At 43.9% G+C, this 14069-nt stretch carries 13 protein-coding genes; 10 read left to right on the top strand and 3 right to left on the bottom strand.

Annotated elements, in window-relative coordinates:
* The first annotated feature begins 40 nt into the window (after positions 1–40).
* On the top strand, positions 41–511 hold the full coding sequence (locus tag ACFO4R_RS07260) for a glutathione peroxidase (RefSeq protein ID WP_379788405.1): 471 nt from the start codon (positions 41–43) through the stop codon (positions 509–511).
* A 170-nt stretch (positions 512–681) separates the two neighbouring features.
* Here the strand turns inward: ACFO4R_RS07260 and ACFO4R_RS07265 are convergent, their stop codons facing one another.
* From ACFO4R_RS07265 to mutY, 3 genes are all read right to left on the bottom strand, one after another.
* Positions 682–1197, bottom strand: a complete 516-nt coding sequence (locus ACFO4R_RS07265; protein WP_379788406.1) for a YfbM family protein — start codon at positions 1195–1197, stop codon at positions 682–684.
* A gap of 993 nt (positions 1198–2190) precedes the next feature.
* A complete protein-coding gene (locus ACFO4R_RS07270) occupies positions 2191–2745 on the bottom strand; it encodes an NUDIX hydrolase (RefSeq protein WP_379788407.1) in 555 nt (184 codons plus the stop codon).
* Positions 2699–3934 (bottom strand): A/G-specific adenine glycosylase, encoded by a 1236-nt coding sequence (gene mutY / locus ACFO4R_RS07275; RefSeq protein ID WP_379788408.1) that lies wholly within the window; start codon positions 3932–3934, stop codon positions 2699–2701. Before mutY ends, ACFO4R_RS07270 begins: the two co-directional genes overlap by 47 nt.
* Before the next feature lie 191 nt (positions 3935–4125).
* Between mutY and ACFO4R_RS07280 the strand changes: the two genes are divergently transcribed.
* The 9 genes from ACFO4R_RS07280 (at position 4126) to ACFO4R_RS07320 (ending at position 14035) form a co-directional block, all read left to right on the top strand.
* A complete protein-coding gene (locus ACFO4R_RS07280) occupies positions 4126–4518 on the top strand; it encodes a ferritin family protein (protein ID WP_379788409.1) in 393 nt (130 codons plus the stop codon).
* A 34-nt stretch (positions 4519–4552) separates the two neighbouring features.
* Positions 4553–5350, top strand: coding sequence for a family 1 encapsulin nanocompartment shell protein (locus ACFO4R_RS07285; protein WP_379788410.1), 798 nt, complete (start codon positions 4553–4555; stop codon positions 5348–5350).
* A 525-nt stretch (positions 5351–5875) separates the two neighbouring features.
* Positions 5876–7234, top strand: coding sequence for a 16S rRNA (cytosine(967)-C(5))-methyltransferase RsmB (gene rsmB, locus ACFO4R_RS07290; RefSeq protein ID WP_379788411.1), 1359 nt, complete (start codon positions 5876–5878; stop codon positions 7232–7234).
* Between the two features lie 383 nt (positions 7235–7617).
* Positions 7618–8652 (top strand): dual-specificity RNA methyltransferase RlmN, encoded by a 1035-nt coding sequence (gene rlmN, locus ACFO4R_RS07295; RefSeq protein ID WP_379788412.1) that lies wholly within the window; start codon positions 7618–7620, stop codon positions 8650–8652.
* Between the two features lie 6 nt (positions 8653–8658).
* On the top strand, positions 8659–9405 hold the full coding sequence (locus tag ACFO4R_RS07300) for a Stp1/IreP family PP2C-type Ser/Thr phosphatase (protein WP_379788413.1): 747 nt from the start codon (positions 8659–8661) through the stop codon (positions 9403–9405).
* A gap of 23 nt (positions 9406–9428) precedes the next feature.
* Positions 9429–11324: a Stk1 family PASTA domain-containing Ser/Thr kinase gene (pknB, locus tag ACFO4R_RS07305; protein ID WP_379788414.1), complete on the top strand. Its 1896-nt coding sequence runs from the start codon at positions 9429–9431 to the stop codon at positions 11322–11324.
* A 15-nt stretch (positions 11325–11339) separates the two neighbouring features.
* A complete protein-coding gene (gene rsgA, locus ACFO4R_RS07310; RefSeq protein WP_379788415.1) occupies positions 11340–12227 on the top strand; it encodes a ribosome small subunit-dependent GTPase A in 888 nt (295 codons plus the stop codon).
* Between the two features lie 5 nt (positions 12228–12232).
* Positions 12233–12889 (top strand): ribulose-phosphate 3-epimerase, encoded by a 657-nt coding sequence (gene rpe / locus ACFO4R_RS07315; RefSeq protein WP_379788417.1) that lies wholly within the window; start codon positions 12233–12235, stop codon positions 12887–12889.
* Between the two features lie 483 nt (positions 12890–13372).
* Positions 13373–14035 (top strand): thiamine diphosphokinase, encoded by a 663-nt coding sequence (locus ACFO4R_RS07320; protein ID WP_379788418.1) that lies wholly within the window; start codon positions 13373–13375, stop codon positions 14033–14035.
* Positions 14036–14069: the final 34 nt, after the last annotated feature.

The raw sequence follows: 14069 nt of genomic DNA on the forward strand, positions 1-14069 counted from the left end.
GGATAAGAAGAATACTGATCAAAAGAAAGGGGAAGGTAGGATGATTTACGATATAAAGGTAAAAAATGCACAGTTGGAGGAGGTTTCTCTTTCCGACTACAAGGGTTATGTAATGCTTATCGTCAACACTGCGAGCAAGTGTGGATTTACTCCGCAGTTCAAGGAGTTGGAGGAGCTGTATCGCACCTACAAGGACAGGAAGTTCGTGGTACTGGGCTTTCCGTGCAACCAATTCGGGGGGCAGGATCCGGGGACAAATGAGGAGATCGTAGGTTTTTGTCAGTTGAACTACGGAGTATCGTTTCCGATGATGGACAAGGTCAAGGTCAACGGGGAAGGGCAGTCCGAACTGTTCGCCTACCTGAAGAAGCAGAGCGGAGGTCTGCTCGGAGATGCGATCAAGTGGAACTTTACCAAGTTCTTGGTTGACAGGGAAGGAAGGGTCGTAAGCCGTTTTGCACCTATGACGAAACCGAGCGAGATCGCCAAGGATATAGAGGGCTTGTTGTAAGTGTTTTTTGCTTATTAAACTTCCTTGAAAGTAGTCCGGATTTTTCAAATACAAGACATCTTCAGTTCCATATAGTTGTTATTGCAGCTCTCATCCGGTCAGGTTTGGACATAAAAATCTTTACACAAGAAAAGCGAGGGGATAGAAACATCTTCCCCTCGCTTCTTTATTTAGTAGATCGTGACCAAAACGTTGCCGTTGTTTTCCAAGACTTCTCTGTAGAAGTGTTTCATCTCTTCAAAGCAGTCCGTAATCTCTTCTTTGAGTTCTTCGACCTCTTCTTCGTCATCGTATTCCCAGATATTGGGATATAGCCCCGCCTGTTCACATTCTTTCATACGGAATTTTTCCATCGCCCGTTCTATGTCGAATTCTTCCAAGGCCTCAAGAATAGCAGGGATACGTTCTTTGGAAGTGTAGGAGATAAACTCTTCGACCTCATCCAAGACATGTTCTCCCAAGACCGCTTCGCTTAGAGGATTACCTTCCTTGGGCTCTGTAGCTCCGACTCCGTTCAGCACAAAGTGAAGTACGTCCCACATCTTGTCGATATCAAGCAGGATCTCCTCTTCTTCATTCCAGTCCTCGACCGCATCAAAGGCTGCTTCGAGATCCTCCGTTTCGAGATTCTTTAATTCGACGTATTGTTCATCGCTTAAAAACTGATAGTTGGCTCTCATTCCCATAATACTTCCTCCTTAACCATACTTGTTCTCCGGACATTTCCATCGGAGAATTGTGCTGTTTTATAGTTTGTTTCCATTTATTTTGGAGAAGGGCATATATTGTTGCAACCACAACTCCCTTGTTATTTCAATCGTTTTGCTTTAATGTCCCCTTGTATTTCAAACTGTATTTTATACTATTATTCTTTTGAGTTGTGGATATAAAAGAGCTGTGAACAATAGAAGATAAAACAATTTTTCGTAGTCAAAAAACAGATATATCCATACTTCTATTGGAGAATAGTATTAGCATAAGTTTATCGGAACGTTGGATCATGTTGAAATTTGATTCCGTTTGCCTTACCTCTGTGAACTCGTAGATGACAATGGAATAATCGATATAAATTCTCGTATTGCAATATCTTTATCCAACCATTTCTTAACCGATGGGATATCCGTTATGAAGTTTTTATCTTTATCCACAATCAAAATCCACAATCAAAGTTATACCGCTGGGCTCCTTGAGTTTTTTTGATTCAATTTCCCATTGGTAAAATGAGATTTCTTTCTCAAGATAGAATTCAATCCCCAAAAAACTTTTAGATGTTGGAAGAATTTTGGAAGCTTTCGATACAAAAATTCTGTGAAGAGTCCGTTCCGTTGTCGACTTCCATTTGTTGAACCTGTTTCCTCAATAACGAGTTTAAGGAGTACAAGTTTTTTGTCTCAATGTTTATCGTATCTCAGGATTGCATTGTGTAGCGTTTTTCTATAGAAGAGTGAATATGTCCGCTTTATATAAATACAGAGAACTATTTGAGCAAGCATAGAACAGAGAACTTTGATATCAACGGCTTCAATGAAGAAGAGTGTTCCAACCCTCCTTGGACTCAATTCGTAATGCAAATCCCGATAGTGTTCTTCGGACCTTTCTGTGCAAATACCGAATATAGATAACAGGATCTCTGTGGATATCAAAAAAACCGGAAGCGTGTACAAGAAGATATCCGTGCTTCATAGGTCCAATTTTTGAAGCATATGGCGGTAGACGACCTTCATATGTTCTTCGCGGCAGAGCCGGTCGAGTTCGCGAAGAGGAATCCAACGAACGGCCTTATTCTCATCTTCCTTATGACGAAGTTCATCCTTGGAGCTTCCTTCCACGAGATAACCTACCGAGAGGTGGAGATGGGCGGGAACATAGGCCCCCTTCTTCCAATGTCCCTCGATCGCGAGCATCCTAAGCGAGGCGATCTGTTCAAAGATAGGACGAAGGTTTTTTGCACCCGTCTCCTCCCTGACCTCTCTCAAGGCAACGGAGAGAAAGTCGGGATCTGCGTCAACGTGGCCTCCGGGCCACGACCAAGCTTGGAATTGATTGTGAAAGACCATAAGGGTGGCATCCCGTGTTTCGTTGAGCACGAGGGCGGAGGAAGTAAAGTGCATAAGGAGGTTGTCGCGTACAAGGAGGTCGTCGTGTTTCTCGATATAGTTCAAGATCAACTCCCTATCCTTTTTTTCTTCAACGCTTGTCGGTCGGTAGTTTTTGATCTGCTCGATCCAATTCATCTTTTATAAGTCCTTTCTCGATAGAAGTCAGGTAGGCCTTGAAGGCAGTGGGGATACCATAGGTTTTTTTCATTGTATCGAAGTTACACCAAACCTGCTCTTGTCGGAAGGACAGGTCGGAGAGGAGAGATTCTTCGCTTTCTCTTATTACCAATCCTTCTGCGGAGAGGTCGATCTTACAGGGGTAGACAACATCGGCGGATGACGTAACGGGTTTGGTGTAAGAGGTCTGGATCAGATAGCCATGCATCCTCCATTCGATATGGCTGAAAATATGTTTGGCATCTTCGATCTTTGTTATGGAGCTGAAGGAAAGTCCTTTTCGTTTGAGCAGGAACTCGAGGTCGCGGGTACAGACCTCGCCTTCCACCGAAACAAACTCCCACAAGCCGGACAACAGGCCCGTTTCCTCCCGTTTTTGGATTAGGAACTCGTTTTTTTCGTTGACAAAGACGAGGATACTACGGTGCCGGATCACCCGTTTCTTCTTTTCCTTCTTGACGGGGAGGGTGTTCTGTGCTCCTGTCTTATAGGCATAGCAAATGTTGTTTACGGGGCAGTCCGTACACTTCGGAGAACCGTTGGGAATACAGACAAGAGCACCAAGTTCCATCAGTGCCTGGTTAAAATGATGAACCTCATCGGTAGGGATGAGATTTCGGACGACTTCCTCCATCGCCTTGCGGGTCGACTGCTGCATAATGTCCCGGTCATCTCCCGTCAGGCGGGAAATCACGCGCATCACGTTTCCGTCAACCGCGGGCACCGGCTGTTTGAAGGCGATAGAGGCGATGGCTCCCGCCGTATAAGGACCTATGCCGTGGAGTTTGAGAAGTTCCTCGAAGGTTGAGGGAAGTTCCCCGTTGTATTCCCGTACAAGGAGTTGGGCGGTCTTTTTCAGGTTTTTGGCACGGTTGTAGTAGCCCAGTCCTTCCCAAAGTTTGTGCAGCTCATCATCATCGACATCGGCAAGGCTTTGGATGTCGGGAAGTCGTTTTATAAATCGAAGATAGTAACTCCGTACAGCATCGACCCTTGTCTGCTGGAGCATGATCTCCGATATCCACACATGGTAAGGGGTGGGATCATCTCTCCAGGGCATACTTCGCTTGTTCTTGTGATACCATTCCAAGAGCTTGCTTTGGAAGTAGCTTGCTTCAATTGTTCGGGGAGTGGGATTTTGGGTCAAAACAACGACTCTCCTCTCTTTCTTCCAAGGTCAAAATACATATAAGTTATTATACACAGAGATGAAGGAAAGAACAAGGCGAGTTTTAAGCAGAGATATTTTTTTGATAAAAAATTATCAAAATTATTTGAATAATCGGCGTAAGTTTGGTATGATAGAAGTAAATAAATTAGGGATCAAGGAGGTCAATTATGCAATATATAGAACCTGTTGAGTTACTGAACGAAAAAGACAAAGCGATTGTGAGAGCTTTGAACAGTTTGGTGGAAGAAGTCGAGGCGGTGGGGTACTATCATCAGAGGGCGAGCGTAACCGATGATAAGGAACTCAAGGAGATTTTTTTGCACAGTCGCAACGAAGAGATTGAGCATGTTGCCATGCTTTTGGAGTGGCTTAGACGAAATGTCGATGTGTTTGACAAAGAGCTCAAAACTTATCTGTTCTCGCAGCAGAATCTTCTGCAGAAAGAGAAAGAGGAGATGAAGGAAATAAAACAAATGAAAGAAGAAATCGTGCCTTTGGAAGCTACGTTGGGAATCGGAGATATGAGACAGTTCGATCCCGAGCATCCGATGGATAAGTAACAATAGAAGATAGAGTGATAAGGAGGATATGTATATGAATATATTGAAAAGATCGATGGCACCGCTTTCTGAAAGAATATGGAAGCTGATCGATGAGACAGCGGTCAATGTGCTTGCAACCAACCTTTCGGCGAGAAAGTCGGTCCATATTAAAGGACCCTACGGGATGGATTGTGTAGTTGTTCCGGAAGGACGTTTGGAGTTGATTCAGGACAAGGGATTGGTTCGTACAGGTAAGCACGCGGTCAAGCCTCTTGTTGAGGCACGTGCAAGTTTCGAGTTGAATCGTTGGGAGTTGGATAATATTTTCCGCGGGGCGAGGGACATCAACTTTGATAAGTTGGAAGAAGCAGTCAAGGCGATTGCCCTTTTTGAAGAAAATGCGGTTTATAACGGTTATAAAGAGGCGAAGATCGAAGGATTGCAGGCTGCTGCGGCTCATTCTCTCGACTATGGAAAGAAGGCATCGGATATTTTGGCTGCGATCACCGAAGCTAAGTATATTCTCAAAAGCTTCGGCTATAACGGTCCGTATGATCTTGTAGTGGGTAGGGATGCGTATAAGAGACTCAACAGCGTGTTTGAAGGTTATCCTCTGTATCGAACTGTCCGAGATATTATCAATGGAAGGATTATCTTGAGTGAGGCGGTTAAGGGTGCTTTCTTGTTCCCGACCAGACATAAGGATTTGGAGCTTACTGTGGGTCAAGACTTCGCAATCGGTTACGAAAACCACGATTCTCAGTCTATCAAGCTTTTTATAACGGAATCCTTTACCTTCCGTCTACTCAATGAGAATGCAGTAGTTCGTTTTTACGTAGAGAAAGAGTAAGAAGAGCGAATGTAGGTGTAACCTCCTTTTTCTAAAAAGGAGGTTCTCTTTTTTTGTTCACAAAACCAAAAGAAACAAGCCCGTTATTCTCACTGATATTAGTATCTGTTAGAATTGACAGGTTACATGCTTTGAAACATAGAATCATCCAAATTGTTTTTTGGTAATGATATATTCTGTACACTCGGCATTTTAAACGGAGAATAGTATGAAATTCAAGCGGGTTCGTGTTTTTGAAACGAGTTTCGGGAACGTTCTTTGTGCAGAAGTTCGTTCGAGGATAGAAACAGACCGATTATAGATACCGATATAGGGATATAATTGTAAGATAAAAGAATATATGGTATTTTTGCAAAGGAGTTGGTTTCTTGGACGGAAGTCTTGTTTTCGAAGAAAGGATGATATGCTAACCGGGACAGGGAACTACAAACTTTCCTTGTCTTATCTTTCGCAGGGAAACGAACACAGAAGACCAAAAATATGGTATGATAAGAAGATAAGACAATGCATAAAAAAGGAGTTGCTATGGGCGATCAAATTCAAACTAAACGTGAGAATCAAAAAAAGCCGTCCGTCAGGATGCTTGCTTATCAGACGATTTTGAGGGTAAAAACAGGGGGAGCCTATTCCAATGTGTTGGTATCTCAAGTGATCAATCGTTATATCCCCGATGAGAGAGACCGGGGATTCTATACGGAGCTGGTCTATGGAACATTGGAGAATTTGATCTTTCTCGATTATGTCATCCAAAAATTCATTAAGACCAAACTTGATAAACTTGAGCCTGCTCGAAGAATCATACTGGAGATGGGTCTGTATCAAATTCGATATATGGATTCTGTCGAGGACTTTGCAGCGGTCTTTGAAATGGTCGAACTCATGAAGAAGATTGAGCCCAAGACTAAGGCCTATTCGTTTATCAACGGTGTGCTCAGGAGCGTTTTGCGTGATAAGAAGGCCTTCGAGATCGATGTAAAGGATCCTGTCAAAAGACTCAGCGTTCGCTACTGCGTATCGACATGGATTGCTACAACCTTGGTACAGCAGTATGGACACCGAAAGGCGGAATCAATCCTTGAGAGCCTTCAAAAACATCCCACGATGTTTTTGCGTGTCAATCCTTTGAAGACTTCGACTGAAGATTTGAAAAAAGAATTGGAGGTAAAGGGAGTTGCCTGCGATGAGGTAAAGGGTTTTCCTTCCATGCTTAAGGTAAGCAGACTTAAGAGCATTGAGAAGAACGAGGAGTATCTCAAGGGTCTCTATACGGTTCAGGATCTGAGTTCTCAAGTTTGTATCAAGGCCCTCGGAGTCAAAGAGGCAGATCGGGTACTCGATGTGTGTGCCGCTCCGGGAGGAAAGACGACGGCGATCGGAGAGGAGTTAAAAAACTCCGGAGAGATTGTGTCTTCCGATGCCGCCTCCAACAAGCTGGATTTGATCCGAAGAGCGGCAAAAAGGCTCGGAATTGAGAATGTAACGGTTAGAGCTCACGATGCGACCGTCTATGAGGAACAATGGGATCAGGCCTTTGACAAGGTGTTGGTCGATGCTCCCTGTTCGGGCATAGGTATTATACGAAGAAAGCCGGAAATTCGTTATAAGTCCAAGCAGGACTTTCGAATGATCACAACATTACAGGGAAAGATCCTCAAACAGAGCAGTCGTTATGTAAAGGTGGGAGGAGTTCTCATCTACAGTACCTGTACGCTCAACCGTGAGGAAAATCAGGAAGTGGTCAAAGAGTTTTTGAAAAAGAACAAAGATTTTACCTTGGAGGAATTTGAAGTTGAAGGTTTGAATATGAGGGCGACTATGGCGGAGTTGCTTCCCGATGAAGGAGAATGGGACGGTTTCTTTGTTGCGAAAATGAGAAGAAATTAGCGTGATTACACACCGATAAGCACACTCGTGTTACATCTTGGTTATCAAGTTAGGACGGTTTATGGATAAGATGTGATATATGTAGGATGCAAGGGGTGCCGGTCGCAGTTCTTCGACTCTTTGAAACCGGGATTATGTTCGTTTATGGGAACGTTCATTTCGGTATCATTATGAAACGGCTTTCCATAGCAAGGATGGAAAGGTTAGTGCTATTGTCTGTTGGAATCGGTTAGATCAATGATGTTTTCCCCCTCTAAGGACTATACAACAGAGTGTAGGAAAGGTATTTTGGCACTTCGATCAGCCTTTGGTATCAACTGTGTGGCAGTACAGCTTTAAAAAATACCGGTGTAAGGTTAAGGAAATGGAGAGAACGAAGATATATGTTGGATTTGAGAAGTTTGGAATATGTGGAAGTGGAAGAGTTGGTGCTGGGTCTTGGCGGAAAAAAATACAGAGCAAAACAGATATATAACTATCTGGCGAGGGGTTGTACCTCCATTGATGATATGCTTCAGTTGCCGCAGGACTTTCGGGAAAAGCTCAAGGAAGAAGCCTACATCTGTAAAACCGATATCTACCGCAAGTTTGAATCAAAGGTCGATTCTACAAGAAAGTATCTGATTGAGTTGGAGGACGGAAATCTGATTGAGACCGTCCTTATGATCTACAAGAACGGGCCGTCGGTCTGTATATCCACACAGGTCGGTTGCAGGATGGGATGCAAGTTCTGTGCATCCACGGTGGACGGCCTGATCCGCAATCTTACTCCGGGCGAAATCTTGGGACAGTTAATCACGGTCCAAAAAGACTTGGGAGAGAGGGTTGCCAACATCGTCATCATGGGTTCGGGAGAGCCTTTTGATAATTATAATAATTTGATCAAGTTTTTGAAAGTGGTCCATGAAGAACAGGGAATGCAGTTGGGTTATCGACATATCACTGTGTCGACCTGCGGTCTCGTTCCCAAAATCAAGGAACTTCAGGCATGGAACATTCCCATCAATCTGGCGATCTCGCTCCATCAAGTCGATCAGGCAAAGAGAGAGAAGATCATGCCTATTGCCCGAACATACTCTGTGGAAGAGGTTGTGGCTGCAGGAAAAGAATATGCGGAGTTTACCAAGAGAAGGGTTACCTATGAGTATGCTCTCATAGAAGATGTGACCGATTCGCTTGAAGAAGCACATAAACTCGGCAAGATGCTGAAGGGAAGCCTGTCTATGGTGAACTTGATACCGATCAATCCGATCAAGGAGAACAGTTTCAAGAAGCCGAATATCTTTAGGATCAAAGCGTTTCAAACGGTATTATTAAACTATCACGTTATCACGACCGTCCGGAGAGAGCTTGGCGCGGACATCAATGGAGCTTGCGGACAATTGAGGCGGGATGTGATTCGAAAAGAACAGAGGTGATTGTACTTGAAGTATGGTCTGTTAACTGACAGAGGAATCGTCAGAAAGAAAAATGAGGATTATGTAGATAATTTTAAGGTATCGGAGAATGGGCATCTCTTTGTGTTGGCCGACGGAATGGGAGGACATACCAAAGGGGATGTGGCGAGTGAGACCGCTGTAACGACCGTCATCGAATACTTTAAAAAACACATTGCCGTCATCGAAAAACTCTACAAAGCCGAAGATGTGGACAAGGTCAAGGAGTTTTTTAAGCGCGCCATTGCAAATGCGAACGAAAAGGTCTATCAACTTTCGCAAAAGGAAGAGAAGGGCGGTATGGGTACCACCCTTGTGATGACCTACGTCATGCAGGACAAGGCATTGATAGCCAATATCGGTGACAGCAGGGTCTACCTTCACAGACAGGAGGAGTTGAATCAGCTTACGACCGATCATTCCTATGTTCAGGAACTTGTTAAGATGGGTGTTATTACCCGAGAAGAAGCCAAGAGCCATGAGAGGAAAAACGTCGTTACCAGAGCAATCGGCAGCTCCGCCGAGATACAGGTGGACTTCTACGACTTGGATCTTCAAAAGAGAGATGTTCTTTTGATGTGTAGTGACGGTTTATCCAACATGGTGGACGAAAAAGAGATAGAAGAAGTCTTATCTGCGCGTTATCTCCCCTTGTTTTCCTGCGAGAAACTCATCGCCATTGCAAAACAACGAGGAGGATATGACAATATTTCCAGTATTTTGATATATTATTAGACAGATGGGTAGGTGGAATTACTTTGATAGGAAAAATCTTAGGAAATAGATATGAACTTCTCGAAAAAATAGGAGAAGGCGGGATGTCCGTCGTCTATAAAGCACAATGCCATATACTCAACCGTATTGTTGCGGTAAAAGTGTTGAAGGAAGAATATGCAAACAACGAGGAATTTTTGAAAAAATTCAAGAATGAGGCACTTTCGGTTGCAAAGCTCAACCATGCCAACATCATCAACGTATTTGATGTCGGGCAGGATGAGAGTACTTCCTACATTGTTATGGAGTATGTGGAAGGAAAGAATCTCAAAGAGGTGCTTAAGACGCAGAAGAAGTTTTCGACCCCTACAATGCTCGATATAGCAAGGCAGATTGCAATGGCATTGGAAGAAGCTCATCAAAAAGGCATTGTCCACAGAGATATTAAAGCACAAAATATTATGCTCAGTTCTCGAGGAGTCGTCAAGGTAGGAGACTTCGGAATTGCCAAGGCCGTCAGCAACTCTACCATCACGGCATCAGGAGCCATCATGGGATCGGTGCATTATTTTTCACCGGAGCAGGCAAGGGGAGGTTATGTCGATGAACGATCGGATTTATACTCCTTGGGTATTATTATGTATGAGATGGCTACGGGCCGGCTTCCTTTTGACGGAGACAGTCCGGTCAATATCGCTCTCAAGCATATTCAGGATAAGCTTGAGTTCAAAGACAGTGATGAGCTTTCTTCGGATTGCAAGGATATGATCATCAAGTTGACACAGAAGCTTCCCGACAAGCGTTATGTCAATGCGAGGGCCTTGATCGAGGACATCGATTATCTCAAAAACGGAAAACGTAACTTTGTATCCAATGAGGAAGAGGACTATGCCACCAGGATGGTCAAGCTCCCCGACAGGAAGAAAATACAGAGGTATGTGGAAGAAGAGGAGGAGCAGGAGGACTATCGCCCGACACATAAGAAGATCAACGAAAAAAACGGAAATTTTTCCACCTTTTTTGCAGTCTTTCTCGGTATCATTGTAGTCGGAGCGGGAGCACTCTTCCTTTTGAAATCCTCCTCCTTCTTTGTTCCGAAACAGGAGATCGTAGTAATCCCCGAAATTGTCGGAAGGACCGAGGCGGAAGCCAAAGCCCTTCTTGAAGAACAGGGACTTCAGATGAATGTCAGAGGAAGTGAGAAGAACAACAAATATCTTCCCGGACAGATTACGGACAGTGATCCCGATGTAGGCATCAAGGTACAGAAGGGAAGTATCGTCCATGTAATCTTGGCTGAAGAGCAGACGGAAACGGTTTTGATTACAGATTTTAAAAACAGGCTTTTAAGCGAGATCGAAAAACAATATGCGGGAAAACTCAAATTTAAGGTGGAATATATTCCGAGCAACGAGCCGACCGATACCGTTATTCAGCAGCAACCTGAGGAAGGAACAATTGTGGATGTGGGAAGTGAAGTGATGTTGATCTTGAGTAAGAACAAGAATGACATTCCTATTCCTGTACCTAATGTCTTGGGAAAAACTCTTGAAGAAGCTAAGGGCCTTCTGTCCGACTTCAAGGTCAGTGAGAGTTATAAGGAAGATAAGAACAAACTTGAAGGGGTAGTCTTGTCGCAGAACCCTTCGGAAGGGGGCATGGCCAAGCCAAAGTCTACGGTAAGTGTTGTTATCAACAAGTATGAACAGCCCAAGGTGCTCAGTAAACGTATTGCGATTACACTCCCTCAAGAAAAAGAAACTATGCATGTCAAGGTATTCAAAACCTCAAACGGAGCGGTGGTCTATGACAAGCAGGTATCGTCCACGGAAGGAGACGGAGTTCTCGTCGTCAATGTGGAAGAAAAAGAAGGGGAGGTCGTCAACTATACAATCGAGATCGATGAAGAGTATTATGAGAGTGTAGAAATCAGTTTTTAGAAGGAGAGAGGGAGTATGAATCTGCAAGGGATCGTTGTAAAATCGATTTCTTCCTTTTACACCGTAGACACTCCTGTAGGGAGATATGTCTGTAAAGCGAGAGGAATTTTCAAGAAAGATAAGACCCTCCTCCTGGTCGGAGATAAGGTCGAGATCCGTGTGACGGATGAGGAAGAGAAGGAGGGTATCATTGAGGAACTTTTTCCTCGTACAAACCTTTTGGTAAGGCCTCCGATTGCGAATGTGACCAAAGCCCTTCTGTTTTTTTCTATCAAAGATCCCGAACCGAACCGATCTTTGATTGATCGTTTCATCGTCTTAGCTTCAGAGCAGAACTTGGAAGTGAGCCTGTGTTTTTCCAAGACGGATTTGGATGAAGATGGAAGGCTGGATGCACTTGCACAGATCTATAAGGGTTTGGGTTATCCCTTCTTTGATATCAGCACCTATGAAGGAAGGAATATACAGGAGCTTAAAAACGATCTCAAGGGGCATATCACAGTGATCGCAGGTCCTTCAGGAGCGGGAAAGAGTTCATTTATCAACACCTTGAACGAGGATTTTGAGATCAAGACGGGAGAAGTCAGCGAAAAAATCGGAAGGGGAAGGCATACGACCAGGCATACCGAGCTTCTCAAGATTGATGAAGACTCGTGGATAGCCGATACGCCGGGATTCAGTTCTCTATCGTTGGAACACATCCCTTCAAAGGAGCTTAAGGAGTATTTTGTAGAGTTTCATGACTATGATATCGACTGTAAGTTCGGTTATGATTGTATTCATGACAAGGAGCCGGACTGTCGGGTCAGAGAGGCCTTGGAGCAGGGGCGGATCGGAGCGGAACGCTACGAGAGCTATAAACAGTTATTAAAAGAAATTCAGGAACAGGAAAAAAGGAGATAAAACCTATGATAAAATTGGCACCTTCTATTTTGTCGGCGGATTTCAGTCGACTTGCCGAAAGTGTTAGGGAAGTGGAGGAAGCGGGATGTGAGTACCTCCATATTGATGTGATGGATGGACACTTTGTACCCAACCTGACCTTCGGTCCCGTTGTCATCAAGAGTATTCGTAAGAAGTCCGAAATGGTATTTGACTGTCATCTTATGATAGAGAACGCCGACCTCTACTTGGAGGAGTTTGCAAAGGCGGGAGCCGATATTATTACCGTTCATCAGGAAGCCTGTACCCATCTTCATCGGACTATACACCGGATTAAGGAACTGGGATGTAAGGCGGGCGTGTCACTTAACCCGGCGACCGACCTCTCCACCTTGGAATACATCCTTCCCGATATCGACATGGTTTTGATTATGAGCGTCAATCCCGGCTTCGGAGGGCAGAGTTTTATCCCTCAAAGTATTCAAAAAATAAAGCGTTTGAAAGAGAACATCGAGGAGAAGGGCTATAAGATCGACATCCAAGTCGACGGAGGAGTGACTGCTCAAAACATTGCAGAAATCGTTGATGCGGGAGCAAATATTCTGGTAGCGGGTTCTTCCATCTTCGGCAAAGAGGATGTCGGGGTAGCGGTAAGGCAACTGAGAGCGGCGGTTGTTCGTTAGGCAAATATCATCGATTTCTGTGAGGTGTTTTTCAGACTTTCTTCTATTCTTTCAAAAGAATCGAAAGCGTTTGAGAAGCACAGGGTAAAGAAGATGAAAAGCTTTGTATCAAAAGATACAGGGCTTTTTTTCTAATATTGTTGAGCTTGGTGCGAATGAATACCGTTGTTCGATAAAAAAATGCGGGTATTACCTATTTTGTAACTACAAAAGTTTATTGTATCTTTTATGGAGTACAGCTCGTCAATAAGCACAATTTATACTAATACTATTTTTCAATAGAAGTATGGATATATCTATTTATCGATGACGAAAAACCATGTTGTCTTCTATGGCTCACAGATTGTTTAGATTCACTATTCAAAAGAATAGTAGTATAAAATGACAGTTCAAAACATCGAAGCGATGAATTCGAATAGAGAATAGTAGTATACTGTTATCCGATTGAAATTTCTGTAATGGAAATGTTGCAAAGGAGGAAGCATGAAAGAACAGGCAAAAAAAAGAGCACTCCTTCTCTTAAACGGGGAACTTCCGACACCGGAGGAGATAAGGGAAGAAAGCGTGGGGTATGAATTCCTCGTCAGTGCGGACGGGGCAAGCGACATTTTATGGCAGGCAGGAGTGATCCCCGACTTGATCGTCGGAGATCTGGATTCCATTTCCAAGAAAGCGAGGAGGATTTTTGAAGAAAAATCCGTGCGTTTTTTGAGATTTTCTCCCGAAAAAGACAAGACGGACGGTCATTTGGCAGTGGAGACTCTGATCGAAGAAGGAATGAAGGAAATCTTCGTCTACGGGGCGATGGGAGGGCGATGGGATCAGAGTTTGGGAAATCTGGGACTTCTTTCACAGGCTTTGAAGCATGATATCGATCTTGTCTTCCTCTCTTCAAACAATCGAATGACCTGTAAGAAGCCGGGAAAGTATATATTTCCTTATAGGCGGGGGTGGTATTTTTCGCTCCTCGCTTATAGCGACAGGGTTGAGGAGATTGATCTGAAAGGGGCACGCTATGAGCTTCGACAAGCTGTGATCAAAAAAGGGGACACCATCGGCATATCCAACGAATATCGAGGAGATATCAAGCTTTCGTTCAAAAAGGGGGATCTCTTGATTATAGAGAGCAGGTTCGACCGCCATTGATACACAGCATTGACTAAGTTCCGTTTCGAACAGG

This window comes from Filifactor villosus, from assembly GCF_042652965.1.
Lineage (GTDB): Bacteria > Bacillota > Clostridia > Peptostreptococcales > Filifactoraceae > Filifactor > Filifactor villosus.

What these genes read in the sequence shown, in the direction of transcription:
- ACFO4R_RS07265 (WP_379788406.1), bottom strand. Translation starts at nt 1,197, where the DNA reads ATGGGAATGAGAGCCAACTATCAGTTTTTAAGCGATGAACAATACGTC.
- ACFO4R_RS07260 (WP_379788405.1), top strand. Translation starts at nt 41, where the DNA reads ATGATTTACGATATAAAGGTAAAAAATGCACAGTTGGAGGAGGTTTCT.
- rlmN (WP_379788412.1), top strand. Translation starts at nt 7,618, where the DNA reads ATGTTGGATTTGAGAAGTTTGGAATATGTGGAAGTGGAAGAGTTGGTG.
- ACFO4R_RS07320 (WP_379788418.1), top strand. Translation starts at nt 13,373, where the DNA reads ATGAAAGAACAGGCAAAAAAAAGAGCACTCCTTCTCTTAAACGGGGAA.
- ACFO4R_RS07280 (WP_379788409.1), top strand. Translation starts at nt 4,126, where the DNA reads ATGCAATATATAGAACCTGTTGAGTTACTGAACGAAAAAGACAAAGCG.
- rsgA (WP_379788415.1), top strand. Translation starts at nt 11,340, where the DNA reads ATGAATCTGCAAGGGATCGTTGTAAAATCGATTTCTTCCTTTTACACC.
- ACFO4R_RS07285 (WP_379788410.1), top strand. Translation starts at nt 4,553, where the DNA reads ATGAATATATTGAAAAGATCGATGGCACCGCTTTCTGAAAGAATATGG.
- ACFO4R_RS07270 (WP_379788407.1), bottom strand. Translation starts at nt 2,745, where the DNA reads ATGAATTGGATCGAGCAGATCAAAAACTACCGACCGACAAGCGTTGAA.
- rsmB (WP_379788411.1), top strand. Translation starts at nt 5,876, where the DNA reads ATGGGCGATCAAATTCAAACTAAACGTGAGAATCAAAAAAAGCCGTCC.
- rpe (WP_379788417.1), top strand. Translation starts at nt 12,233, where the DNA reads ATGATAAAATTGGCACCTTCTATTTTGTCGGCGGATTTCAGTCGACTT.